The following is a 25,050-nucleotide window of genomic DNA, read 5'->3' on the forward strand; positions in this document are numbered from 1 at the left end:
GAGGGTTGTTCCTCTCTTTTTTGAACAAAAAGAGGATAGATGCTCCTAGTTGGAACATCATATCCTCTGATACTGTTTATAGTTTATCTAATACAATGATATTGACTGAATTTGCTGCTAACGTAACAACGGTCGAGTGGTCATCAATTTTAATGTTTGTTTCAAAAGGCACAACCTTCTCAGCGTTCTTTTTGTTAACATTTGGTGTGTGAACAAGAAATTCATCTCCTGTCACTGTTACCATTTTTCCACCAGCCGCTACATGGATGTCCTTCAATGAAATCTTCGTTGTTTTTTCAAACGGATCGGCATTTACTAATTTAACATAAACATGTTGATCATCTTTTGTAACCGAGTTGAAAATATCACTGTTGTAAGCTTCTAACTTGTAATCTAGCACCTTACTTGTAAACGTCCCATCTGTGTATGAGCATATAAGACGGTCCCCTGTTTCACCGCCATATTGAACGGAAATAGTGTATAGAGTATGATCGGTCAACTCTTCATAGCAGCTTGATCGCAAATTTCCAGCTGCTGTACTTGATGAATAGTCACCCAGCATATACCCTTGAACTCCCTCTTTATAAACTTTCACACCAGTAGCATTTCCGTTATAACCTACAGCATATTCTAGAACATTCTTTTTCTCAGGAGAAATATCAGTAAGACCTACCCCAACATAAAAACCGTCGGAACCACCAGCTTTTGTTGCATTTACTTCAACTCTATAGTCAGTCCAACTTTCGTTTATGATATATAACCCGTTTAATCCACCATTTTGAGCCTGTAAAACCAGTACCTTTATCGGAGTCAATTTTATAACCAATTGATCCAGGGATAATTTCCCACTCAGCATTCAATTCTTTTGTGAAGTCCTGGTCTAGTAGTATTTTTTCACTCTTATTTTCTATCACTCTTACACTCTTAACATGAACATCAGCATTACCAGCAGCTATTTCAATACCACCACGTGGCGTGAGCTCTGTTAGATTTCCATTTTGGTAAGCTGAAAACGAAGTACCAAGCAATTTATTTCCAATATATTTGGCAAACAAATGTTGAACATAGTAGTTCGGCGTGTACCAGACACTTTCATCGTCAAACCAAATCAAATCTGGTGTCCAGCGATATGTTCCATCTGTTAACACTTTGTTAAATAACGGTGCATAGGCAGCTAATCTTACCACATCTGAATTCTTTTCAAACCCTGTCATAATGGCTGCTTCAGCAATCGCTCCTGCTAATGTATTTTTATCTGTTGAAGCAAATTCGCCAACAAATACCTTCGAGGTCTCTCTCTCATCAAGACTTCCGTCCGGCTGATAAGCTCTGTAATAATAATTGTATCGATCAGCATTGTTTAACAAATACTCATTAGAACGATAATAATGTTCGTCTGCTATTGTGTCCATATAGTTTGGTTGTTTTTCATACCAAGTAACTGTTTCTTCTGTTACCGTCTTACCGTCTGTAAAATTCACGGTTGCAGATCCAGATAAATTCCCACTTAAGAACTTCCATCCTTCTTGATAAGCATCATCATCGGCTTGTGCCCCAACAGTCGAAAGAATGTGCAATTCATAACCCGGATAATGCTTGTCCATATATTCATCAATAGCCGCTTTAAAGTATTCAAAGTTCGCAAAAAACTCCGTACCCCAGTTTTCATTTCCAACACCTAAATAATGAAGATCAAACGGTGCTGCATGACCCATACTTTTACGCAAAGCTGCCCATTCATTTTCTTCAAAATCAGTACTAATTGCAAAATCAATTAAATCTGTAAAACTTTTAACAAATGCATCTCTAAGCTCTCCCCCTGCAGGATGGACATAATCCGAACGAGCCTGACAAAGTACACCACAAGCCATAACAGGTAATGGAGTTGCATTAAGGTCTTCAGCTAACTGGAAATATTCCATATACCCTAACCCCATCGTCATCATATAACCCCATACATTGAAGTTTTCTTTCCGTACCTCAATATCACCAACAGAGTCTTTCCATTCATATACATTATCCCAAATATAGGAGCCTTCAGATATACATCCGCCAGGAAAACGAAGAAATGTAGGATGTAAATCAGCTAGAGCATTCACTAAATCTTTTCTTAATCGATAATTCGGGTTTCCCTTATAATTTGAATGAGCCGTAGTTGATCGTTCTTCTTCATCAGCTCCCCAAACATCTCTCGGCATTAATGAAACCATATCGATGGAAATCTCACCATTAAAGGTTAAAGCAAGCTGACCTAGTATGGTTTTTCTACCAGTTAAAGTAATTTTGGAATCAACACCGTATTTCTTCCAAGTGTTACCGCTTTCTATTTGGACTGTTATACTATCACTAATCCCCTCACCATCCTGATCTTGTAGCTGCAGTGTAATGGATCCTCCATGTTCAGCTTTAGCCCAAATGGTAAAATCATATAAATTCTCATTTCTAATAAACATAGCACAATGATTGTTAGAATCAGTAAATCCTCTATTAGTTATCGTACTACCACTCGGTACGGATATATAATGAGAGTTCACATCTTGGTCGGTAATCCCAAAGAACTCGTTTAGACCTCCCGTATTATTAACGATTACTTTTTCAATATCACCAAACCAAGCATGAAGTGGTTCATGGTTTCTACCTGAAGAGCAGCCACATTCACCTGAAGCGTGAGAATAGGTATCGAAAACAAATGACTCAAATGAGCGATTTTGAACAAGCTCCGCATAAATACCACCATCTGCTGCATTGTTAATATCTTCATAAAACAATCCATATAATGTTTTGCTAATATCTAAAACTTCTTGGCTTCCGTCAATGGTGAGATGGTGAGATGGAACTCCTTTAGGAAGTACTGACACAGAAAAATCTTTTTCAGACGTGTCATCTCCTTTGTTTAATATGGCAGTTAATGTCACACCTTTTGGAATGTCAACGTCTCCTACTATACCATCATTTGATAACACAGCTTCTTCACTTGACTTCCAAGTTACAGAAACTTTCCCACCCATTAGTGATGATGATAAAGAAACATCACTTGTAACGACGGTGATTGGAAAAGATAAATATTTGTCCTTAGCGAGTTGGACAATTTCACGATCTGTAAGAGACTCACACATAACCTCAATCACTTCATCTTGCGTTAAACCTGCTTTATATACACGAAAGTCTGTTAAAGAACCATTAAAATCTGGATCAACATCATGTTGTGAACGACCAATATAATTATTACTATAACCTGTTGAATCTGAAAACGTTTCAAACCAGTTCCGTAATTTTTTATATGTACCACTCGAAGTTTGGCTAATAGATCCATCCGCAACTACTTCGCCGTTTACATATATAACAGGTCCAGCGCTGCTTAAAGTCCCACCTTCTGTACCTTTTACCGACATAGCAACATGTAACCATTCTCCCGATGAGTAAGTTCTTCCCGCATCTGCCACAAGATCTCCGTCTGAAAAACACACACCGCGTAAATTTCGTGATAAGAAAAGGTACGGTCCAGATGAATTTTCACCAAAATCAAAAAGCCTCTCCCATACATTTGTACCTTTTCTTAAATAAACCCAAGTAGAGACAGTAATTCCTGTTAAATCGTTTATATCCTTTAGAAAACCAACTGGAAGTTTCATAAAAGAAGAACCATGTTCTCCTCCTGCAAGCGTTATTGCTAATCTTCCACCTACGGATTCTATTATTGGTTTTGATGTTCCTTCTGGTGTTGCATCATTCCCAAAACCAGAGAGATCTTTTCCGATATTTTCTGCATCATTAAAACCATAATGAGCAATGAGTCTATTTTTAATTTCTGTCATGGATAATCTCCTTTGCTGAACTATTACTTTTTATTTGGAACTTAAATAACATGTACTTACAACATCATCAGATGATAAATCAATCTTGTACTTACAACTTTATTATAATAGGTATCAAAGGAAATCCCAACATATTTTTAAAATTATTCAAAAAAAGACCAGTATCTCTACTGATCTTTACTCCTCTAGAAGACTTTATAGATTTTATACTCTTAGCGACCCACGAAAACCTCTAGCAGCATAATACGAGTCTGCACCATTGTGGTACACAAACACGTTTCCGTACCGAAAATCACAAAATAGTGCTCCACCTAGTTTTCTAATATCAGCTGGTGTTTGCACCCAACTCGATGTTTTCATATCGAACTTTCCAAGCTTCTGCAACTCTCGATATTGATCTTCAGTTAATAGTTCGATTCCCATAGAAGTCGCCATATTAATAGCGCTATTTTCAGGTTTATGTTTCTTTCTAGACTCTAGCGCTTCTTGGTCATAACAAACACTTCTACGGCCTTTAGGAACTTTCTTGTGAACAATCAATAAAAATGTATTCATTCCTCTCTTCATCAAAACCAACAACATCAGGCTCACCTTCAGTTTTTTCCATTTCATTGAGTGACCATAGTTTTTCGGTATTTTCAGCCAGTTTTGCTTGAATTTTACCCCATTCAAGGCCTTTATGACGATTCATATTTTTCTCAAAACGGTCTTTTAATACTTTGAGTAACTCTTCACTTTGTTCTAATAACAACTCTTTTTTTGTCATGGTAGCTCCCATCTTATTATATTATTTTTAATAGTTTGATTAAATACTCTATTGCTCTAAATGAATTATTTAAAAATTTCAAGTAACTTCAGTTTACATTAATTGTTTTTATTAAGTAAATCCATTACTCAAAATCGAAAATAAAAAAGAACTAACCCAACTTGGATTAGTTCTTCGATATGTTTTTTAAAAATATGTAAAATTTAATAGAAAAAAGACTGAAACTATTCACTCGGCTTTTTCCTATACTATTGATAGCGCTAGCTCTTTAGCCACATGAATAATCTCTCATACAATAAGAATGGCTCCGCAGGTAGGACTCGAACCTACGACCGATCGGTTAACAGCCGATAGCTCTACCACTGAGCTACTGCGGAACAAATAAAAAAGTAATAATGGTGGGCCTAAATGGACTCGAACCATCGACCTCACGCTTATCAGGCGTGCGCTCTAACCAGCTGAGCTATAGGCCCTAGTTTTGGAGCGGGTGAAGGGAATCGAACCCTCATCATCAGCTTGGAAGGCTGAGGTTTTACCACTAAACTACACCCGCGTACTTAATTCTTTACTATGATGGTGGAGGGGGGCAGATTCGAACTGCCGAACCCTAAGGAGCGGATTTACAGTCCGCCGCGTTTAGCCACTTCGCTACCCCTCCATTTTATATGGCGGTCCGGACGGGACTCGAACCCGCGACCTCCTGCGTGACAGGCAGGCATTCTAACCAACTGAACTACCGGACCAAAGTTTTTTCACGTAGTGAAAAGTTGTTTAAAGTTTGGTTGCACTTAACAGCACTACTATATTGACTTGCTAAGATGATTACTCGACGTAGCATCGTCAACTGAAATTGGTTGCGGGGACAGGATTTGAACCTGCGACCTTCGGGTTATGGCCCGACGAGCTACCAGACTGCTCCACCCCGCGATGATAAAAATAAAATAGTTTTTCTATGAACTCTGCTTATTATCTTCTACGGACCGTCCCGATTTCAGAAAGAAGATTCAAGATGCTGCTCAATCGGTACGCTGATGTAACTCAATGGAGCTTATTCACGTGCTCCACCTCGCGATGATAAAAATATAAAGAATTAAATGGAGGAGGAAGGGGGATTCGAACCCCCGCGGGTTTTGACACCCCTGTCGGTTTTCAAGACCGATCCCTTCAGCCGGACTTGGGTATTCCTCCATAATAATTAGAAATTTTAACACTCATCTAATTAAAAAGTCAATTGCTATAAAATAAAATTAAACATGGGTTTGGTATGTTATTTTTGTTAATACGAAAATACTATGGTGGAGGATGACGGGATCGAACCGCCGACCCCCTGCTTGTAAGGCAGGTGCTCTCCCAGCTGAGCTAATCCTCCGAATATAAGGTATGCTATTTCTTTTATGGTAAGTTATTTTAGCTGGTGCGAAAAAACTTTGGTGACCCATACGGGATTCGAACCCGTGTTACCGCCGTGAAAGGGCGGTGTCTTAACCGCTTGACCAATGGGCCATATAATAAAATTAAACCTATAAAGGTTTGCCTGGCAACATCCTACTCTCACAGGGGGAATCCCCCAACTACCATCGGCGCTGAAGAGCTTAACTTCCGTGTTCGGCATGGGAACGGGTGTGGCCTCTTCGCCATCATTACCAGACAAAATTAAGTTTGAAGGATATTCCTTCAAAACTAGATAACGAATCACAATTCAATTCACTAAGCTTACGCTTTAATTAGGTTAAGTCCTCGATCGATTAGTATCAGTCAGCTCCACACGTCACCGCGCTTCCACCTCTGACCTATCAACCTGATCATCTTTCAGGGATCTTACTAGCTTACGCTATGGGAAATCTCATCTTGAGGGGGGCTTCATGCTTAGATGCTTTCAGCACTTATCCCTTCCGCACATAGCTACCCAGCTATGCCTTTGGCAAGACAACTGGTACACCAGCGGTGCGTCCATCCCGGTCCTCTCGTACTAAGGACAGCTCCTCTCAAATTTCCTACGCCCACGACGGATAGGGACCGAACTGTCTCACGACGTTCTGAACCCAGCTCGCGTACCGCTTTAATGGGCGAACAGCCCAACCCTTGGGACCGACTACAGCCCCAGGATGCGATGAGCCGACATCGAGGTGCCAAACCTCCCCGTCGATGTGGACTCTTGGGGGAGATAAGCCTGTTATCCCCGGGGTAGCTTTTATCCGTTGAGCGAGCCCTTCCATGCGGAACCACCGGATCACTAAGCCCGACTTTCGTCCCTGCTCGACTTGTAGGTCTCGCAGTCAAGCTCCCTTGTGCCTTTACACTCTACGAATGATTTCCAACCATTCTGAGGGAACCTTTGGGCGCCTCCGTTACATTTTAGGAGGCGACCGCCCCAGTCAAACTGCCCACCTGACACTGTCTCCCAGCCCGATCAGGGCTGTGGGTTAGAATTTCAATACAGCCAGGGTAGTATCCCACCGACGCCTCCACCGAAGCTAGCGCTCCGGCTTCTTTAGGCTCCTACCTATCCTGTACAAGCTGTACCAAAATTCAATATCAGGCTACAGTAAAGCTCCACGGGGTCTTTCCGTCCTGTCGCGGGTAACCTGCATCTTCACAGGTACTATAATTTCACCGAGTCTCTCGTTGAGACAGTGCCCAGATCGTTACGCCTTTCGTGCGGGTCGGAACTTACCCGACAAGGAATTTCGCTACCTTAGGACCGTTATAGTTACGGCCGCCGTTTACTGGGGCTTCGGTTCAAAGCTTCGCTCAGCAGCTAACCTCTCCCCTTAACCTTCCAGCACCGGGCAGGCGTCGCCCCTATACTTCGCCTTGCGGCTTCGCAGAGACCTGTGTTTTTGCTAAACAGTCGCCTGGGCCTATTCACTGCGGCTTTTCCGGAAATTTTATCCACCCTAAAAAGCACCCCTTCTCCCGAAGTTACGGGGTCATTTTGCCGAGTTCCTTAACGAGAGTTCTCTCGCTCACCTTAGGATTCTCTCCTCGCCTACCTGTGTCGGTTTGCGGTACGGGCACCTCTCACCTCGCTAGAGGCTTTTCTTGGCAGTGTGGAATCAGGAACTTCGGTACTTTAGTTCCCTCGCCATCACAGCTCAGCCTTCGCGACAACGGGATTTGCCTCGTTGTCAGCCTAACTGCTTGGACGCGCATATCCAACAGCGCGCTTACCCTATCCTTCTGCGTCCCCCCATTGCTCAAATGGTGAGGAGGTGGTACAGGAATTTCAACCTGTTGGCCATCGCCTACGCCTTTCGGCCTCGGCTTAGGTCCCGACTAACCCTGAGCGGACGAGCCTTCCTCAGGAAACCTTAGGCATTCGGTGGAGGGGATTCTCACCCCTCTTTCGCTACTCATACCGGCATTCTCACTTCTAAGCGCTCCACCAGTCCTTACGGTCTGGCTTCACAGCCCTTAGAACGCTCTCCTACCACGCTAGAGGTCAGAAGTCAGAGGTGAGATGTCAGAGAATTTCAGCTCTTGCTCCGAAGGAGCAAATTGCTTATTGAGATTTATTTAATCTCACTTCTCACTTCCCACTTCTGACCTCTAGCATCCACAGCTTCGGTGATACGTTTAGCCCCGGTACATTTTCGGCGCAGAGTCACTCGACCAGTGAGCTATTACGCACTCTTTAAATGGTGGCTGCTTCTAAGCCAACATCCTGGTTGTCTAAGCAACTCCACATCCTTTTCCACTTAACGTATACTTTGGGACCTTAGCTGGTGGTCTGGGCTGTTTCCCTCTTGACTACGGATCTTATCACTCGCAGTCTGACTCCTGAACATAAGTCTTTGGCATTCGGAGTTTGACTGAATTCAGTAACCCGATGGGGGCCCCTAGTCCAATCAGTGCTCTACCTCCAAGACTCTCATTTCAAGGCTAGCCCTAAAGCTATTTCGGAGAGAACCAGCTATCTCCAAGTTCGATTGGAATTTCTCCGCTACCCACACCTCATCCCCGCACTTTTCAACGTGCGTGGGTTCGGGCCTCCATTCAGTGTTACCTGAACTTCACCCTGGACATGGGTAGATCACCTGGTTTCGGGTCTACGACCACGTACTCTTTCGCCCTACTTAAGACTCGCTTTCGCTGCGGCTCCGTCTTATCAACTTAACCTTGCACGGGATCGTAACTCGCCGGTTCATTCTACAAAAGGCACGCCATTACCCGTGATTTTCCGCAAGGAAATATCAACAGGCTTTGACTACTTGTAGGCACACGGTTTCAGGATCTCTTTCACTCCCCTTCCGGGGTGCTTTTCACCTTTCCCTCACGGTACTGGTTCACTATCGGTCACTAGGGAGTATTTAGCCTTGGGAGATGGTCCTCCCTGCTTCCAACGGGATTTCACGTGTCCCGCCGTACTCAGGATCCACTCTGGAGGGAACGAAGTTTCAACTACAGGGTTGTTACCTTCTTTGACGGGCCTTTCCAGACCTCTTCATTTACTCCGTTCCTTTGTAACTCCGTACATGAGTGTCCTACAACCCCAAGAGGCAAGCCTCTTGGTTTGGGCTTCTTCCGTTTCGCTCGCCGCTACTCAGGAAATCGCGTTTGCTTTCTCTTCCTCCGGGTACTTAGATGTTTCAGTTCCCCGGGTCTGCCTTTAATACCCTATGTATTCAGGTAAAAATACTACTCCATTACGAGCAGTGGGTTTCCCCATTCGGAAATCTCCGGATCAAAGCTTACTTACAGCTCCCCGAAGCATATCGGTGTTAGTACCGTCCTTCATCGGCTCCTAGTGCCAAGGCATCCACCGTGCGCCCTTAACAACTTAACCTTCGACAAACGATAAGCGTCGAATTTCTTCGTTGACTTCTCATCTTCCGGTGCTCATGTACTCTCGTACACTCCGCTCCTCATCAGGTCGTCGCCTCGAACTTCTCGCTTCTCCTTTGTCTCAAGACATAAGATCAAACTTAATATCTTGATTAACATTTATTAAGAGAATCACTAAACTAAGCGTTTAAACTCAGTGAATTACTTGAATTGTTTTCGTTATCTAGTTTTCAAGGAACAACGGTTTTGAGAGAATAGTTCCCTCAAAACTAAACAAAATCAGAAACGTCTTTTTATGAAGAATCTAGTTCTTCATTTTTCCTTAGAAAGGAGGTGATCCAGCCGCACCTTCCGATACGGCTACCTTGTTACGACTTCACCCCAATCATCTGTCCCACCTTAGGCGGCTGGCTCCTAGTCAATGCTTACGAAGCAAGATTGCTCCGCAAACTCTTAGGTTACCCCACCGACTTTGGGTGTTACAAACTCTCGTGGTGTGACGGGCGGTGTGTACAAGGCCCGGGAACGTATTCACCGCGGCATGCTGATCCGCGATTACTAGCGATTCCGGCTTCATGCAGGCGAGTTGCAGCCTGCAATCCGAACTGAGAATGGTTTTATGGGATTGGCTTGACCTCGCGGTCTTGCAGCCCTTTGTACCATCCATTGTAGCACGTGTGTAGCCCAGGTCATAAGGGGCATGATGATTTGACGTCATCCCCACCTTCCTCCGGTTTGTCACCGGCAGTCACCTTAGAGTGCCCAACTGAATGCTGGCAACTAAGATCAAGGGTTGCGCTCGTTGCGGGACTTAACCCAACATCTCACGACACGAGCTGACGACAACCATGCACCACCTGTCACTTCGTCCCCCGAAGGGGAATCTTCTATCTCTAGAAGTAGCGAAGGATGTCAAGACCTGGTAAGGTTCTTCGCGTTGCTTCGAATTAAACCACATGCTCCACCGCTTGTGCGGGCCCCCGTCAATTCCTTTGAGTTTCAGTCTTGCGACCGTACTCCCCAGGCGGAGTGCTTAATGCGTTTGCTGCAGCACTAAAGGGCGGAAACCCTCTAACACTTAGCACTCATCGTTTACGGCGTGGACTACCAGGGTATCTAATCCTGTTCGCTCCCCACGCTTTCGCTCCTCAGCGTCAGTTACAGACCAGAGAGTCGCCTTCGCCACTGGTGTTCCTCCACATCTCTACGCATTTCACCGCTACACGTGGAATTCCACTCTCCTCTTCTGCACTCAAGTTCCCCAGTTTCCAATGACCCTCCACGGTTGAGCCGTGGGCTTTCACATCAGACTTAAGAAACCGCCTGCGAGCGCTTTACGCCCAATAATTCCGGACAACGCTTGCCACCTACGTATTACCGCGGCTGCTGGCACGTAGTTAGCCGTGGCTTTCTGGTTAGGTACCGTCAAGGTACCAGCAGTTACTCTGGTACTTGTTCTTCCCTAACAACAGAACTTTACGACCCGAAGGCCTTCATCGTTCACGCGGCGTTGCTCCGTCAGACTTTCGTCCATTGCGGAAGATTCCCTACTGCTGCCTCCCGTAGGAGTCTGGGCCGTGTCTCAGTCCCAGTGTGGCCGATCACCCTCTCAGGTCGGCTACGCATCGTTGCCTTGGTGAGCCGTTACCTCACCAACTAGCTAATGCGCCGCGGGTCCATCTGTAAGTGACAGCTAAAAGCCGTCTTTCAATTTTGAACCATGCGGTTCAAAATGTTATCCGGTATTAGCTCCGGTTTCCCGGAGTTATCCCAATCTTACAGGCAGGTTACCCACGTGTTACTCACCCGTCCGCCGCTAACCAAGAGGAAACTAGGTTTCCTCTTGGTCCGCTCGACTTGCATGTATTAGGCACGCCGCCAGCGTTCGTCCTGAGCCAGGATCAAACTCTCCAATAAAGAGTTGATAAAGCTCATAATTAAATCTTTTAAAACGTTGACGTTTCTGTTTTGTTTAGTTTTCAAAGAACCATTTTCAACTGATAGATAATCAGTAACAGAGATTATTTTATCAAACGATTTCTCATTTGTCAACTTCTATGAATTTAATGTAGATGTAACATTTCATAGCGACAAGATATATCTTATCATCTCATTTCGCAGAAGTCAATGACGTTTTAAATCTTTTTTGTTTCTTATTATTAGAGCTTTGTCTCTTCTCTCTTAAAGGGACGATGAATATCATATCACCTTCATAAAGGTAAATCAATAGTTAGTTTGATAATCTTCTTTTAAAATGGAAAAAAGCTTAGTATCTCGAAATTCTCCTTTGATGTATTCATTTTTTCTAAGAGTCCCTTCATACTTAAATCCTGCTTTCAACAGTACTTTTTCAGATCCAATATTATCTGTATCACATCCACCCTCAATTCGATTTAACTCAAGAGTCTCAAACCCATATTTAATGACTTCCTTAATTGCTTCAGATGCTAAACCCTGCCCCCAGTACTTTCTATTTAAAACATATCCTATTTCAGCTTTTTGATTGTCATTAGACCAATCAACAAAAGAACAAGTACCAATGACTTTATTCCTTTCTTTGTGTACAATCGCCCAATCTGCTGATTGACCCGTTTTGTAGCTATTCATCACAACACTTATAAAATTATTTAATGTCTCCTCTTTTGATTTATTTACTTCCCACGTCATATGATGGGCAACCTCTGGATCAGATGAAAACTCAAATATATCATCTACGTCATTAAGGTTTATTTTTCTTAATAGTAGTCGATTCGTTTCAAATGATGGTAATGTTATTAATGAAGCTTCTATATTCATAACTCTTTCCTTTCTTAATAAAGGCTTTTATCTATCATCAAATTATTATTCAAGATCCATGATTTATTTATAAGAAATTTCTCATGTACCAGATCCACTATTGTTCACACCATTTTGTTTCATTACTTGACCTCTTTGTTCACCTTGCACATTCTCATCAGGTGTAGTCATTCCGGATTTTTTTAAAAATAAATAGCGATTGTACCAATTACAATAAGTGGTAGCAAAACATATAACCAAATCATAACAATTATCCATTAACTCATAGTTTTGTGTCCTTAGTAAACAAACCTACTATGCTTGTGAGTACACCTCCAATTAATAAAATGAAGTTCATAACCATCAAACTTGCCACTCCGTTTAGAGCCATAAGTTCACCAAAAATTGGGACTAATAAAGGATAACTTATAATAGAATACAAGATTAACCCTATACCTATTACTATCCTCTTCTTTCTTTCTTGTTTCGTTAAAGTTAAACTCAGCACAATCATTATTAAAGATAATAGGATCAAAAAAACTACTAGCATATTTCCCCCCATAGATTACATTTCTGTGCAGATACACTTAAAGTCATATTATGAATGATACAAAGTTTTAAGTTAGATTTATACTATAGTCATTTTCCGCTCTTGTATTAGGTTTAAGCTTTCTAACAATCTCTCTTTATGATATTCGAGTAATCATATTTAGTTTACCATATATACCCTTTTACCATTAAATATTTGAATGGATCATTCTGATTACCATAAATTATTGAAAATTCCCACATAAGAAAAGACAGCATAACGCTGCCTTTTTATCGTTGAGCATGCAAAAGTGTTACTGAGGATCTGTTAACGGAATTTTCATATCTAATTCTTCAAATTCCTCAAAGCTTATCTTTTCCGTTACAATATATAGGTTTTCTGAGAAGTTAACATCAAATTTTGCGATATTTTCTTGATTTGGCTTATAATCAGGGTAAGAAATAGGTTGAAAGTATTGTTCTTCCCCATCTTTTTCCAACTTTAAGCTTAGCCAATTTCGTGCTTGCTTTAGATTTCCATCAATAGAATAATGTAGCCAGACCTGTCCTTCTTTCTTTTCAATTTTTGAAATAACTAGTTTATTAGTTGCATCTTGATTTAAAACAATCGGTAATGATTCATTAATTGATTTTTTGATTGAGATTGATTGGGATTCCTGTTTTGGTATATATGCTTTTAACACAAGATACTCAGGCAATTCTTTTGGAGCATGATACCATGTTGTTGTTGAATGTTTTCCATTACCATATGAAATCCAATCTAAACGTAGTCCGCGGGAAGATATAGGTACTATTTCATTCCCCTTTGGATCAAGTATTTCGTATATGACTGATTTATTATATAAAGGTGAGCTTCTATCAATATTACCATTTCCACTTTCTTCATATCTAATTTTAATGGCGCTTTGAGAAGCAATCACTTCGTTAATTGATAATTGTAAATGATCTTTTTTGACAACAGTTTTTGGCTCAAACCTTTTAATCTTTCCAGGCACTTGCTGTACAGGAATACTGAAATTCCATGTACCCTGTTGCTCCTCAATTTTGTTTATATTAAAACCTAGGTCAAATTGTTCAGGAAACTCCTTATACAATTCAATAGCTACAATAGCAGTATCTTTTTCATCACCTTCCTGGGGACTTAGAGTTAAATCCTTTCCTTTTTCACCATTAACCGTTAGTCGATAATGACCTGTCACTCTTTCAAGTTCCTCACCTGTGGTAGATTCCGCTCCATACTCTACTAATATTCGCGATCCATCATACATCACTTTTTGTAGAGTTACTTTAATTCCATTATTCTCAACTGTCTGATTTAGTTCTGTAAATAAATTTGTTTGATCAACAAATTCAATTTGTTCTTCATGACCTGTATTTTTACGTTCAGTTGGTGTTGAGCTCATGACAAGTAAAAAGATTAATGCAACTGATAATGATGAAGCAATGACAACTGGGGCGTTTATTTTTCTATTTTGTTTTATTGGCTGATGTATGCTATTTAGCACTTTCTCTCTATCTTTCGAGGTAAATTCTAAGTCTTTTCTTACTTCCTCTTCTATAAGAATTTCCTTTAGCTCAATTAATTTATTCGTCATAAAACATATCCTCCTCATTTAAGAGTGGTAGGAGTTTTTCTTTTGCCCTTCTTAACCTCGTTTTTACAGTATCAATCAGGACACCTAAAATATCAGCAGTTTCCTTTAAACTTAGCTCCTGTACATAGTATAAATAAATGGAGTCTTTATATTTTGTTGGTAATTTATTTATACATTCCTGGATTTGTTTTTTCATATTTTTTCGTAAAACTACTTTTTCCGTACTATTTCTTTCTTCTATTTCTTCTCTAGGCTTCATCCCAGTTGGAATCACTCTCCGAAAATATGAAGATCTTAAATAGTCTTTACATTGATTAATAGTAATCCGAAAAAGCCATGTTTTAATGGCAGACTGTCCTTTAAATGTATGTAATTTTTCATAGCATTTAATATATACATTTTGTACGATATCCTTAGCTACCTCTGTATTGTTTGTGTAAGTATAAGCTAGTGTAGTGAGATCCGTTCCATACTGTACCATTAACTCCGTTAAGATTAGATCTAAATCGTCAGCACTAGCATACTTCAACTCCTTATTAAGCATTTCCCCATTAGATTTCACATCTCATAACCTCCTTTCCAACTATTAGACGTTTTAAAAAAGAAGAACAGGTTCATAATTTTAATTTTCTATGTTAGGTCTCTTATAAAATAAAAAATAGTGCTGATTCTATGTTAATCAGCACTACGTTTGTTTACCTCGATAGTTTTGGCGGTTGACATACTTCACATTTACGTTGGTTGTTATTCTTAAATTTTGTAAATGTTTTTTCGAAATTGTTACCACATGAACATTTAAAAAGTAACTTTTGAGAAAAACCGTGATATTCGGTCGTTAACAGCTTAGTATCAGAGTTCTTTTCAACAAATTCTTTAATTTTACTGATTGTCCAGCGTTTATTCATTATATACACCTCCATATTTTATCACTAGGCGGAGGCTTTCTCCGTTCCATTATGAACAAGGTTATTATTCCCCTAAGTTTTTAATTATAGCATAAGCTGATCGATTGTACGGGATAAATAGAAAGTAGAAAACAAAGTTCATCAGTCATTGTGAAAACAAAAAGCTGGAATGCTGTCAATGAACGACTTTCCTCTCAAGTTTTCACAACGTTTGTCGTTCATAAGCATAACCCTAGATATATTTATTAATAAGTTCTATTGAGTGAATGTTCTCACTTAATAAGTTTTGTACCATTTGATTAAATACACCTGCTTCCCGCAATTCTTCTTCTTTTAATTCAGAAAGCTGATTAACTTTTATCCACTTAGCATCTACTATTTCATCCTCTTCAAGAGAAAGAGCACCACCAGTAACCTCGGCAATAAAATGAAAAAGAAATACTTGATTGTTTGTACTGCTCATGAACTGATAAACACCCGTTGTACCTGTTAATTTTATCTCAAGCCCAGTTTCCTCCTTTACTTCCCTATGAGCTGCTTCAAGAATGTCTTCACTGTATTCAATACGTCCACTTGGAAAATTCCATTTATTATGTACAGTAGGCTTGTTTTCTTTTATTAGTAACACTTTATCATTACAAAGAATTGATACACTAACCACTACTACAAATTTATTTTGTGACATAACGACCTCCCTGCATCTATTTTTTTACAATTACTTGTCCAAAACTGTGCCAGTTGGTACTAAGAAATGTAAAAAATCTCCCCAAAATTGTTTCATTTACGTTAGAATTCAAAAAACAAATTAAGATCCTTCTTTCTTCTATAGAAATTGTTTAGATCCTTCTTTATTTAATAAACTCTTGATTACTGAAATTTAAATAAAAAGATAATCCTCTGTCTCTATCTTGATATCATGACAGTTTTATCTATAATGGTTAATGAAATAGTTTATATAAATTATCCTATTATCTAACGAGAATTGTTTACTTCGGGACAGTGAACCTGTCCCTCTGTCCCATTTTATTTCAGTTTGGAGGGTTTATCATTACGTTTGGTCCACGCATATTAAAAACAGGTTTAGCTGTTGCTTTATCGATATACATATGTTCGTTGATGCATCTTGAACATGCTGTTTTTGCTGGAGTTGCGGCTATTTTAGCTATTCAACCTTCTGTTTACCGTACTTGGAAGCAGATGGTTGATCAAGTCTTGGCTAATACAATAGGCGCTTCGGTTTCACTGTTTTTTATATATTTTTTTGGAGATAATCCAGCAATTATTGGCTTCGTTATTATCATCGTTATCGCAATAAGTCTAAAATTGAAGTTACAAAGTACCATCTCCCTAACTCTAGTAACAGTCCTTGCTGTGATGAGTGCCGCTGGAAGTGAAGATCTATATTTTGCTTTAGAAAGATTTTATATTATTTTAATTGGGACATGCACAGCCATATTAATTAACCTTCTTATTTTTCCACCAAAATATAAGAAGTCATTTGTACAGCTTGTTGAAACAACATTCCAAAATATGTCATTGCTCATTAGAACTGCCATTTCCAATGAGTTAACAGAAACTTCATATCAGGAATATAGTAAGAATTTTAAAAAGGATATAAAAAAATTAGAAGAACTATTTCAATTGTTTGATGAAGAAAGAATAAAGCTCGGAAGAAAATCAAATCAGCTGCAAGTAAGAGAACTTCTTGTTTTCAGGCAGTTATTTAAAACATTGCAAGAAGGTGAACAGCTATTAGAAAATATCGAGGAACACTTTTTTCAAAGCAAAAAATCTGAAGAGGAAAGTCAGTTTTTTGATGAACAACTTGAGTACTTAATGAAGTATCATGAGTATTTACTATTAAAATATCAGGGGAAAATAAAAGAAAATCATTCGAGCTTTGAGCAAGAAGCGTTAAAGGAAAGTTATGAACTTAAATTAAAATTATATATGCAAAATGCTGATCAAAATGTTCGTTTATTGATTGTCGTATCTTCTATTATTGATTATTCCTTTCATTTAAGAAGATTAGATAAACTAATTAGTCAATTAAACCATCAGTAGGATATACTCAGTGTTTTTTTGTAAATAATAAGCAATGTTAAATAACACAGCAGGAGGCCTATGATGAAAAACCAACAAGCTAATAAGAACTCAGGTTCAGCAATGAGTCCTGCGTTTGCAGGCACTGATCCACAAAAGGTGAAACAAGAAATTCAAAAAGATGTAAGTCGAGGACAAGGTGCAATGACTTCCCGAGAAGCAGGAGCAATGAACGATTAAGAAGCCATTATTTTCTGTAGAAGAATCTCTTATTACACGGAAAATAGATTAAGCTCAGAGTTTATGACTCTGAGCTTTTTGGACTTTTTAAAATACATTATCGTTATTTAATCAACTTGAACTTCCTGAACAGTTTTTTCAACTTCGGCACGACTTATTTTTTCACGGCCTTCTTTTAAAGCTTTTAATGTTTTATGAGCAATTGCAAGTGGTAAACGACAGAACAATAATATCGTTCTTTTATTAATGCTTTTAATATATTCATTTGCCATTGCTAGGTTCTCGCTAGCATAAGAAAATAGCTCATTTTGATTCCAGCCATCAGGGACAAAGCTTACACCACGTTCATCCATATCTTCATGTTGGTTACGTAATATATTTACAGCCTGTAGTCCCCGTCCATAGCCAATTGCTAAGTCACGGTCTGTTTCAATTCCGTCATGCCATTGCCATAAATCTGATAGCATAACCCCAACTAATCCAGCAACATAATAGGTATAGTCATCTAAATCTTCACGCGTTTTAATGTCCCAGCCTGCTTTTGACCATTTCGCCATTCCCATGGCCATTTCACTTGTAGCAGCTTGTACACGACTTTTCGCACCTGTAGGAGTTAATGATAGCCAATCTGCTAATCGTAATGTCACTTCAGGTAATACATCTTTATATGGCAAAACTACTTCATTATACTTTTCATTATTAAAATTTTCTTCAAGTAATAACTGACTTACTTTCATAAGCAAATCATGCTTTACATCATTTGAGAGTTCTTGGTGATCTTCAATTTCATCTATAGCCCGCATTGCTAAGTAAGCTACTGCCACCGCATCTTTTAAATCCTTTTTCAAAAAAGTAATCGGTATATAAAATGTTCGACTTGTTGCCTTTAATACTTCCATCGCCTCTTTTTGCAATACCTTTAGTTCTTTCATTATTATTTCCTCCATTTAGGTCAAACCAATTCTATATAATTCTAACGCAATTCCGGAAAAATATAAAACATAAACCTCAAAAATAAAAAAGCGCTGCCTATTTTTCGGGAGCGCTAATAGTAAATCTTTAGTTAAAAGTATGATCCATTGGTTTTGTTCTCTAATGGAATTTCTATTGTAAATGTTGTTCCTTCTCCTTCTTCTGTTACAAAATGAATTTTTCCTTTATGCTGTTCAATTATGTTATAACAAACCATAAGTCCAAGTCCTGTACCTTTTTCTTTTGTTGTATAAAAAGGCTGACCTAGTTTTTGTTGTACGGAGGTAGGTATACCTTCTCCATTATCACTAATTTTGACAATGGCATGATTTCTTTGTGCATAAGCAGATACCGAAATAACTCCTTCTTGCTGAAGTGCTTAAATCGCATTTTTAATGATATTCATAAAAACTTGTTTAACCTGCTGTTCATTGCATTCACAATAAAGGTCAAATTCGACTTCTTCATAGTGTATAAAAACACTTTCAAAATTGGCTTGCGATTGCATTAAAACGCAAACATCTTTTAAGAGTTTTCCAACATCGGAGTGTTTTAATTCTTTAGATTGCGGTTTACCTAAGACCAATAATTCACTTGAAATCGTTTCAATTCGATCAATTTCCGAATCAATAATCGAATAAATATCTAATTGTACGGAGCCTTCTTTTGCCAATTTCATAAAACCCTTGATTGCGGTTAAAGGATTTCTAATTTCATGAGCAATACTTGCAGAAAGTTGACCTACAATCGATATCTTTTCAGAATTAATAAGAACTCTTTCCGCTTCTTTCTTATGTGAGATATCTTTTAATGTTACCACCATCATATGATTGTTATTTTGATTAATAGCAAATGTTGTTAGCAAAACATCCAACATTGTTCCGTCTCTAGTTTTTCTAATTGTTTCATATCCCTGAATACCTTTATGTAATCGAACAGTTTCTGAGAAATTCTCCACTTCTTGTTGTTTATGTTCTGGAATAATTGGCATGTCCATAATTTTAACACCAGTTAATTCTTTTGCCGTCCAACCAAAGGTTTCTTCAAAAGCATAATTCAATCTTATTAACTGATCATGTTCGTCAAATATGAGAATTGGATCTAGATTATAATCAATAAAGGACTCCAGTTGATTCATTATAGCTAATTGTTCTGTAACATCTCTCACAATCCCTGACAATGCATAGATAGCTCCGGTGTATTTATTTCTTAGAGGGGACATCGTAATACTTACCGTAATATACCGGCCGTCTTTTCTTTGCTTAATCGTTGCAAAATTTTTAATATGGTTCCCCTTTAACGTCTCTGCAAGAAGGTATTCGGCTTCTTTTTTAGAAACAGCTGGCGTTACAGGTAATCGTCTGCATTTCACTTCCTCCTCTTTGTAACCGAATATTGATTCAAACGCTTTATTGGCTTGAATAATTTTTCCTTCTAAATCAAAAATAGCAATTCCTTCATTACTATGATTGTAAAAAGATTCTAGTATGTACAGTTCTTCTTCTGTTTTCTTACTATTTGTTAAATCTCGACATATAGAAAAGATCAACTTATCGCCATTGTCTTCTACTTCTAAAATATGAGTTTTGATCTCAACAGGTAAAAATGTTCCATCTTTACAGACATGTGTTGTTTCAAATGTATATGTCTCGTTCATATATACCTTCTTATAAATCTCTTGTAATTGATCTCCTCTAGTACGATCTATATGTTTGGGTGACATTTTAAGCATTTCTTCACGTGTATAACCAAGCCTTGTAAAAGCCACTTCATTTACTTCAATGAAATGACTTGAAGTCTTGTTTTCATATAGTTTAAAGTAGTATGCTGCATCTGACATTTTATAAAAGGACTGTTCATAATGTCGAGAAACTTTATCTCTTTTTTTATATGTAGAAAGTTCCACTCTTAGTTTTTTGAGCTCTTCTTTTAAGCTAGTCATTTCATCATTGTGCTGATTGACATTGTACACTATGGGCACCTTCTCACTTTATGTATCTAGTAACAATAGTATAAGGCCGTTGCTATCTTATTAAAATAGAAATTTTATTACACACAAAAAACGGGACAGTAAACCTGTCCCCTTGTCCCGTCACTTCATGTAACGGTATTCCATTAAGCTATTCAACATTGAGACTTCTTGTAGTAAGTCCTCCCCAATGTTTGTTTCTAGCACTTTTTTTCTTTCTAACTCTTTGTCTACTATCCGTCTTACAGATAAAACGTCAGTTCCGTTTTGGAGAACATCTTCTTTTGAATTAAAATGTTGATGAGCAACGAGCTGCATGCCGAAGGAATTATATAATAATGTATATCCTGCAATGCCTGTTGTGGATTGATAAGCCTTCGAGAAGCCGCCATCGATAACAATCATTTTTCCATTCGCTTTAACAGGGTTTTCTCCATTAATTTCTTTTACAGGAGTATGGCCGTTAATGATATGGCCTTGATCTGGATCTAGATCAAACTCATTTAGTAGGCGGCGGCATGTTTCTTCATCTTCGCGAAGGTGATAGTATGGGTTCTTTTTCTCTTTATGCGTTGTTTTGTCCCCAATAAAATATCTTTCAAAGGTTGTCATTGCTCTTTTTCCAAACAATGAAGAATATTCACCCGTCCATAAATACCAAACCATATCTGTCGCAAGATCGTCTGTTTCTTCAGGATGTGCAAACGAATAGCGTAAATAATGTTCGAACACATCAAGTAATTCACGTCCACCATAGGTTTTATCTTTGATGATCATTTTTTCCATATTTCCTTCTTCATCTAAAGGTATGCAGCCGTGTATTAATAAGTTTCCGTTATATTTTAAATAAAGACTTCCTCTTTTCATTAGAAAATTCATATGTCTTGCAAGCTTTTCCGAATGCTGAACAGAAAACAACAGCTTGTCTATTACTTGCTGCTCTTCTTCTAAAAGTTGATCAGGTTGAGCTGGATTTATCGTTGCGAAGCAAGGATTTTCAAGTGGATATGTTTGTCCATAAATCGTAATCTCATTGTTCTCATAATCTACCTTTTCAAGCAAAAGTCTTTCTGACATATTAAAGTTCGGACGTCTTTTGATAATCGGACTTTCAAGCTTAAACTGAATAATTGCGATGGCTTGATGTATTTTAGTAATTTGCAATTTTTCTTCTTCCGTTATCGGTTCATCTCCTTGCACCTTTGGCCTAAAGGCAGGATTATCACTATAATATTTCTCCGCTAGGTTAAGAAGCGGTCTTAGGTTGATTCCATATACATCTTCAATGATATCCAGGTTGTTGTAACGAGCACAAATTCGAATAATGTTTGCAAGACATACCTTTGATCCGGCAAAAGCCCCAATCCAGAGAACATCATGATTTCCCCACTGAATATCAACAGAATGATAATTGATGAGAGCTTCCATAATTTTATCTGGTTCAGGTCCACGATCATAAATATCCCCTACAACATGAAGATGATCAACAACAAGTCTCTGAGTCGTATAGGCAAGACCAATAATGAGCTTATCTGCTTGTCCAAGGGTAATAATTTGTTGAACGATTTTTGTATAATACGGTTCTTTAAAATTTGTGAACTCATCTGTTTTATATAGTAATTCTTCAACAATATAAACAAACTGACTAGGTAATGCTTTACGCAATTTCGAGCGTGTATATTTAGAGGACGCATAACAAATAAGCTTAATCATGCGCTCAATAATGACGGTATACCAATGGTGTAATTCTTGTTCATTGTCAAAATCATTTTTGATTAACTGTAATTTTTCTTCAGGATAATAAACCAATGTGGCAAATTCTTTAATTTCTTTTTCAGTTAAAATCTTTTTAAAAATGTCTTCAATTTTCTCCTTGACCTTCCCAGATCCATTTCTTAACACATGTTGAAAGGCTTGATACTCCCCGTGCAAATCACTTACAAAATGTTCTGTCCCCTTTGGTAGATTTAAGATAGCTTCTAGATTAATAATTTCAGTGACCACTTTTTCTTCGCTATCATATTTTTGGGCCAGTAAATCTAAGAATTTTGTATTCAAGATATGTATCCCCTTTCACGACTTATGTTATTTATATTATAAGAAAAAGCATTGAGGGTATTTATAACGGATTTGGTCTTTTTATTGTCTTTATTTGCCATTATAATGTTTTTAATTCTATTATTCTATTAGAAGACATTTTCATTTTATCATTTTTCAGAATATTTTGGGGGCATTTTTAGAGAGTGAAAAGATAACACACTTCATTTTTAAGTACCACTTAACCAAAAAACATGCGCTACCCTATTGGACAGCGCATGTTTTTCATGTATTTTTCTATAAAAAGTGAAATAGTGAAATTGTCTATTCTTCATCCTCAGCTACGGCCTCTTTCTCAACACTAACCTCTTCCATGCTTTCTAGAATACGCTTAGCCATAAGCTTGTAACCAGTTGTATTAGGATGGAAATAATCTTCGGATAATAATTCTACATCTGAGTTACTAAAAAGATCAGCGATTGGGATATAATTTACATTTTCAAAATCCTCTGTTATAGACTTGCCAATTTCATTCCAGTCGTTAACAATCATTTGCAATTCACTAATTTCAGGAAAATAACGATCAAAAGGATTATAAAAACCAATATAATAAATTTTAGTGTTTGGATTTAGTTCATTAATTTTACTAAAAATGGCTGTTAATCTCTCAATATATTGTTGTTCCTCTTTTTGAAAATGCTCAAGCTGAAGGTTTGTAAAATTGCTTCTAACAATCTTCATAATATCGTTGGCACCTATTGTAACTAATACAATATCAGCTTTTTGAATAGAAGCTTCAATCTCTTTTTTCTCAAGACGTTTTAGTAATTGATCTGTACGGTTTCCTCTTTTCCCGTAGTTTTCAATCGTAACTTTTATGTTATTATTTTCAAATGTGGTATTTAAAATCCCGACATACCCGCCATTTTTTGTTTCATCACCAACACCTTGAGTGAGAGAATCACCAATTGCTACGACCTGTAGGTCCTTTTCAAAAAGTTTGATAACACCTTCTACAGCTTCTTTTACCTTCTCCTTAATACCTTCTGTTATTGTATTTTTATTATTCTCATCTTCTAGTATTTCTTCCTTTTTTCCATCTGCTAATTCAATCGAAACATCCTCAATCTTCACGTCTTTTTCAGGTGCCGCTTCTTCAGAAACACTCTTTTCTTCAGTGTTAGATTTTTCTGTAGTTTCGTCAGATTCTGTCGCTTCATTCATAATTGATGTTTCGACATTACTCTGTTTTGTTGAATTAGAATGAGAAAGAAAGAAGTATAAACTAAAGCACACTACTAGTAAACTAGCAATAGTGACTATTACTTTTAGTCTTTGCATCTATAACCACACCATTTCTAGTTGTTAAGTATTTAATCGCTCATCATCATTGTGCAATGCCTCATAATTGTACTATAAAAATTCCGGAATACTCATGGGATTTTATTCCATCACATGCTACTTCCATGTTTATGAATATTTCTTCACAAACATTAATAATTTTATTGTATTTACCCGGAACACCTATGGATTAATCATCTCATTTTTCACATAAAAATAAAATAAGCACGTATCCTTTTGGATAGTGCCTGACTGCTCATAAGGTATAAGCACCTTATTTATCACTCAACTTGCCCTCCAATTGATTCATAACGAATCATAGTCCAAAATCCTTTAGCAATATTTTCTTTAAATATTATTTTTCTTCTTTTAAGTACCTCTCATATGCAATTGCTAAAGGTTAAAGACAATTAACTTATATCCAACTGGCAAACCAAGCAACATAGTATGCGGCTGGAATAAATAATAATTGAGCTATAATCGTACCCACTAATTTTGAACTAACCATTGTTAAAGAATAGCTTTTTAAATAAATATAATCACATTCTTTTTTCATGACTCGATCCGCCAAAACTGAAGCTTTAGGATCAATAAACAATGTTAGCAATATTGTCGCAATGCCGTTAATAATACCTGATGACATTAAAGCAGCTTGAGCATAATCTTCTGGAACTAACATGGATGCATAAATAGAAGAAAGTACCCCAATCGTAAATACTGCAGAAACGATTATATTGGTAACAAAAAGCCTCTTTGGTATGGTTTTATATGTAATACCTTTCAGATATGATAATTTGGGCAGTCTAATGCATTTCATTATTTTTTTAAAACCTTTTCCATTACATTGACTCAGAAATAATGCCACTATAGATCCGCGTTGTTTTGATAGCTGCACGATTGCTCTTGAAAAAATATTGATAAATGTTGGGAAAAGGAGAATCCCAATCAATACACCAATCGTGGTAACTCCAATTAAAATTCTATATTGTTCCTCTATAAAATGTAGTTTGTTCAAATCAGGTGCTTCCGCAATTAGTTTTGCTGTTAGGGGTTGTTGAATCATTGTCGAAAATCTAGAAACAATGACAAGAGTACTAAATAAAGAAATTGCAGTTGCAATTAGCTTGACCCGAGTACCAGAAATTCTAGTCGAATAAGCTAAAGTCTCTACCATTGTAATGACCAATATAAACAATGAGATCATGATTAACTTACTTGTTATTAATTCCATAGGTATACTCCTTAAACATCTTCTTTT

At 37.9% G+C, this 25,050-nt stretch carries 13 protein-coding genes, 9 tRNA genes, 3 rRNA genes and 2 pseudogenes; 2 read left to right on the forward strand and 25 right to left on the reverse strand.

The features are described from left to right. Nucleotides 1–76 precede the first annotated feature (76 nt). The 19 genes and pseudogenes from MVE64_RS01905 to MVE64_RS01995 form a co-directional block, all read right to left on the reverse strand. Nucleotides 77–3,815 (reverse strand): annotated as a pseudogene (locus MVE64_RS01905) (alpha-L-arabinofuranosidase C-terminal domain-containing protein). Between the two features lie 204 nt (nt 3,816–4,019). Continuing rightward, nucleotides 4,020–4,593, reverse strand: a pseudogene (locus MVE64_RS01910) (DUF4256 domain-containing protein). A 290-nt stretch (nt 4,594–4,883) separates the two neighbouring features. Next, nucleotides 4,884–4,958 (reverse strand) — tRNA-Asn (locus MVE64_RS01915). A 19-nt stretch (nt 4,959–4,977) separates the two neighbouring features. Beyond that, a tRNA-Ile gene (locus tag MVE64_RS01920) sits at nt 4,978–5,054 on the reverse strand. A 6-nt stretch (nt 5,055–5,060) separates the two neighbouring features. After that, nucleotides 5,061–5,134 (reverse strand) — tRNA-Gly (locus MVE64_RS01925). Nucleotides 5,135–5,155: 21 nt separating this feature from the next. After that, nucleotides 5,156–5,239: transfer RNA gene (locus tag MVE64_RS01930), tRNA-Tyr, on the reverse strand. An 8-nt stretch (nt 5,240–5,247) separates the two neighbouring features. Beyond that, nucleotides 5,248–5,324 (reverse strand) — tRNA-Asp (locus MVE64_RS01935). 108 nt (nt 5,325–5,432) lie between these two features. Then, nucleotides 5,433–5,508, reverse strand: a tRNA-OTHER gene (locus MVE64_RS01940). Between the two features lie 168 nt (nt 5,509–5,676). Beyond that, nucleotides 5,677–5,769, reverse strand: a tRNA-Ser gene (locus MVE64_RS01945). Between the two features lie 105 nt (nt 5,770–5,874). Next, nucleotides 5,875–5,950 (reverse strand) — tRNA-Val (locus MVE64_RS01950). Nucleotides 5,951–6,009: 59 nt separating this feature from the next. Next, nucleotides 6,010–6,084, reverse strand: a tRNA-Glu gene (locus MVE64_RS01955). 29 nt (nt 6,085–6,113) lie between these two features. Further along, nucleotides 6,114–6,229, reverse strand: a 5S ribosomal RNA gene (gene rrf, locus MVE64_RS01960). A gap of 77 nt (nt 6,230–6,306) precedes the next feature. Further along, nucleotides 6,307–9,367, reverse strand: a 23S ribosomal RNA gene (locus tag MVE64_RS01965). A gap of 325 nt (nt 9,368–9,692) precedes the next feature. Next, nucleotides 9,693–11,283: ribosomal RNA gene (locus tag MVE64_RS01970) — 16S ribosomal RNA — on the reverse strand. Together the 16S, 23S and 5S rRNA genes with 9 tRNA genes alongside form the textbook arrangement of a ribosomal RNA operon. Nucleotides 11,284–11,589: 306 nt before the next feature. Further along, nucleotides 11,590–12,162, reverse strand: coding sequence for a GNAT family N-acetyltransferase (locus tag MVE64_RS01975; protein WP_247343244.1), 573 nt, complete (start codon nt 12,160–12,162; stop codon nt 11,590–11,592). Between the two features lie 821 nt (nt 12,163–12,983). Then, a complete protein-coding gene (locus MVE64_RS01980) occupies nt 12,984–14,285 on the reverse strand; it encodes a DUF4179 domain-containing protein (protein WP_247343246.1) in 1,302 nt (433 codons plus the stop codon). Continuing rightward, a complete protein-coding gene (locus MVE64_RS01985) occupies nt 14,275–14,847 on the reverse strand; it encodes a sigma-70 family RNA polymerase sigma factor (RefSeq protein ID WP_247343249.1) in 573 nt (190 codons plus the stop codon). Before MVE64_RS01985 ends, MVE64_RS01980 begins: the two co-directional genes overlap by 11 nt. Before the next feature lie 133 nt (nt 14,848–14,980). Next, entirely contained in the window at nt 14,981–15,190 is a 210-nt protein-coding gene (locus MVE64_RS01990; RefSeq protein WP_247343251.1) for a hypothetical protein, read from the reverse strand. A gap of 232 nt (nt 15,191–15,422) precedes the next feature. Continuing rightward, nucleotides 15,423–15,875 carry an NUDIX hydrolase gene (locus MVE64_RS01995; RefSeq protein ID WP_247343253.1) on the reverse strand — a complete coding sequence of 151 codons (453 nt, stop codon included), beginning with the start codon at nt 15,873–15,875 and terminating at the stop codon, nt 15,423–15,425. A 314-nt stretch (nt 15,876–16,189) separates the two neighbouring features. Here MVE64_RS01995 and MVE64_RS02000 point away from each other — a divergent pair, with 314 nt between their 5' ends. Both MVE64_RS02000 and MVE64_RS02005 read left to right on the forward strand, forming a co-directional pair. Further along, complete coding sequence (locus MVE64_RS02000; RefSeq protein ID WP_247343256.1) at nt 16,190–17,254, forward strand: aromatic acid exporter family protein; 1,065 nt, start codon at nt 16,190–16,192, stop codon at nt 17,252–17,254. A gap of 63 nt (nt 17,255–17,317) precedes the next feature. Next, nucleotides 17,318–17,473, forward strand: a complete 156-nt coding sequence (locus MVE64_RS02005) for a hypothetical protein (protein ID WP_247347262.1) — start codon at nt 17,318–17,320, stop codon at nt 17,471–17,473. Between the two features lie 107 nt (nt 17,474–17,580). Here MVE64_RS02005 and MVE64_RS02010 read toward each other — a convergent pair whose 3' ends face one another. From MVE64_RS02010 to MVE64_RS02035, 6 genes are all read right to left on the reverse strand, one after another. Continuing rightward, complete coding sequence (locus MVE64_RS02010) at nt 17,581–18,405, reverse strand: squalene/phytoene synthase family protein (RefSeq protein ID WP_247343259.1); 825 nt, start codon at nt 18,403–18,405, stop codon at nt 17,581–17,583. Between the two features lie 131 nt (nt 18,406–18,536). Further along, entirely contained in the window at nt 18,537–18,803 is a 267-nt protein-coding gene (locus tag MVE64_RS02015) for an ATP-binding protein (RefSeq protein ID WP_281730490.1), read from the reverse strand. 21 nt (nt 18,804–18,824) lie between these two features. Next, nucleotides 18,825–20,417, reverse strand: coding sequence for a PAS domain-containing sensor histidine kinase (locus MVE64_RS02020; RefSeq protein ID WP_247343261.1), 1,593 nt, complete (start codon nt 20,415–20,417; stop codon nt 18,825–18,827). A 120-nt stretch (nt 20,418–20,537) separates the two neighbouring features. Then, nucleotides 20,538–22,472 (reverse strand): fructose-1,6-bisphosphatase, encoded by a 1,935-nt coding sequence (fbp, locus tag MVE64_RS02025; protein ID WP_247343264.1) that lies wholly within the window; start codon nt 22,470–22,472, stop codon nt 20,538–20,540. Nucleotides 22,473–22,775: 303 nt separating this feature from the next. Further along, nucleotides 22,776–23,792 (reverse strand): SGNH/GDSL hydrolase family protein, encoded by a 1,017-nt coding sequence (locus tag MVE64_RS02030; protein WP_247343267.1) that lies wholly within the window; start codon nt 23,790–23,792, stop codon nt 22,776–22,778. Nucleotides 23,793–24,207: 415 nt separating this feature from the next. Next, the gene (locus tag MVE64_RS02035; RefSeq protein ID WP_247343270.1) at nt 24,208–25,023 is read right to left on the reverse strand and encodes a lipid II flippase Amj family protein; all 816 of its coding nucleotides are present in this window, start codon (nt 25,021–25,023) and stop codon (nt 24,208–24,210) included. Nucleotides 25,024–25,050: the final 27 nt, after the last annotated feature.

The organism is Metabacillus endolithicus (assembly GCF_023078335.1).
Lineage (GTDB): Bacteria > Bacillota > Bacilli > Bacillales > Bacillaceae > Metabacillus > Metabacillus endolithicus.

Excerpts from the sequence above, each read along its gene's own strand:
- MVE64_RS02010 (WP_247343259.1), bottom strand. The coding sequence starts at position 18,405 with ATGAAAGAACTAAAGGTATTGCAAAAAGAGGCGATGGAAGTATTAAAG.
- MVE64_RS02035 (WP_247343270.1), bottom strand. The coding sequence starts at position 25,023 with ATGGAATTAATAACAAGTAAGTTAATCATGATCTCATTGTTTATATTG.
- MVE64_RS02005 (WP_247347262.1), top strand. The coding sequence starts at position 17,318 with ATGAAAAACCAACAAGCTAATAAGAACTCAGGTTCAGCAATGAGTCCT.
- MVE64_RS01995 (WP_247343253.1), bottom strand. The coding sequence starts at position 15,875 with ATGTCACAAAATAAATTTGTAGTAGTGGTTAGTGTATCAATTCTTTGT.
- MVE64_RS02030 (WP_247343267.1), bottom strand. The coding sequence starts at position 23,792 with ATGCAAAGACTAAAAGTAATAGTCACTATTGCTAGTTTACTAGTAGTG.
- MVE64_RS01990 (WP_247343251.1), bottom strand. The coding sequence starts at position 15,190 with ATGAATAAACGCTGGACAATCAGTAAAATTAAAGAATTTGTTGAAAAG.
- MVE64_RS01975 (WP_247343244.1), bottom strand. The coding sequence starts at position 12,162 with ATGAATATAGAAGCTTCATTAATAACATTACCATCATTTGAAACGAAT.
- MVE64_RS01980 (WP_247343246.1), bottom strand. The coding sequence starts at position 14,285 with ATGACGAATAAATTAATTGAGCTAAAGGAAATTCTTATAGAAGAGGAA.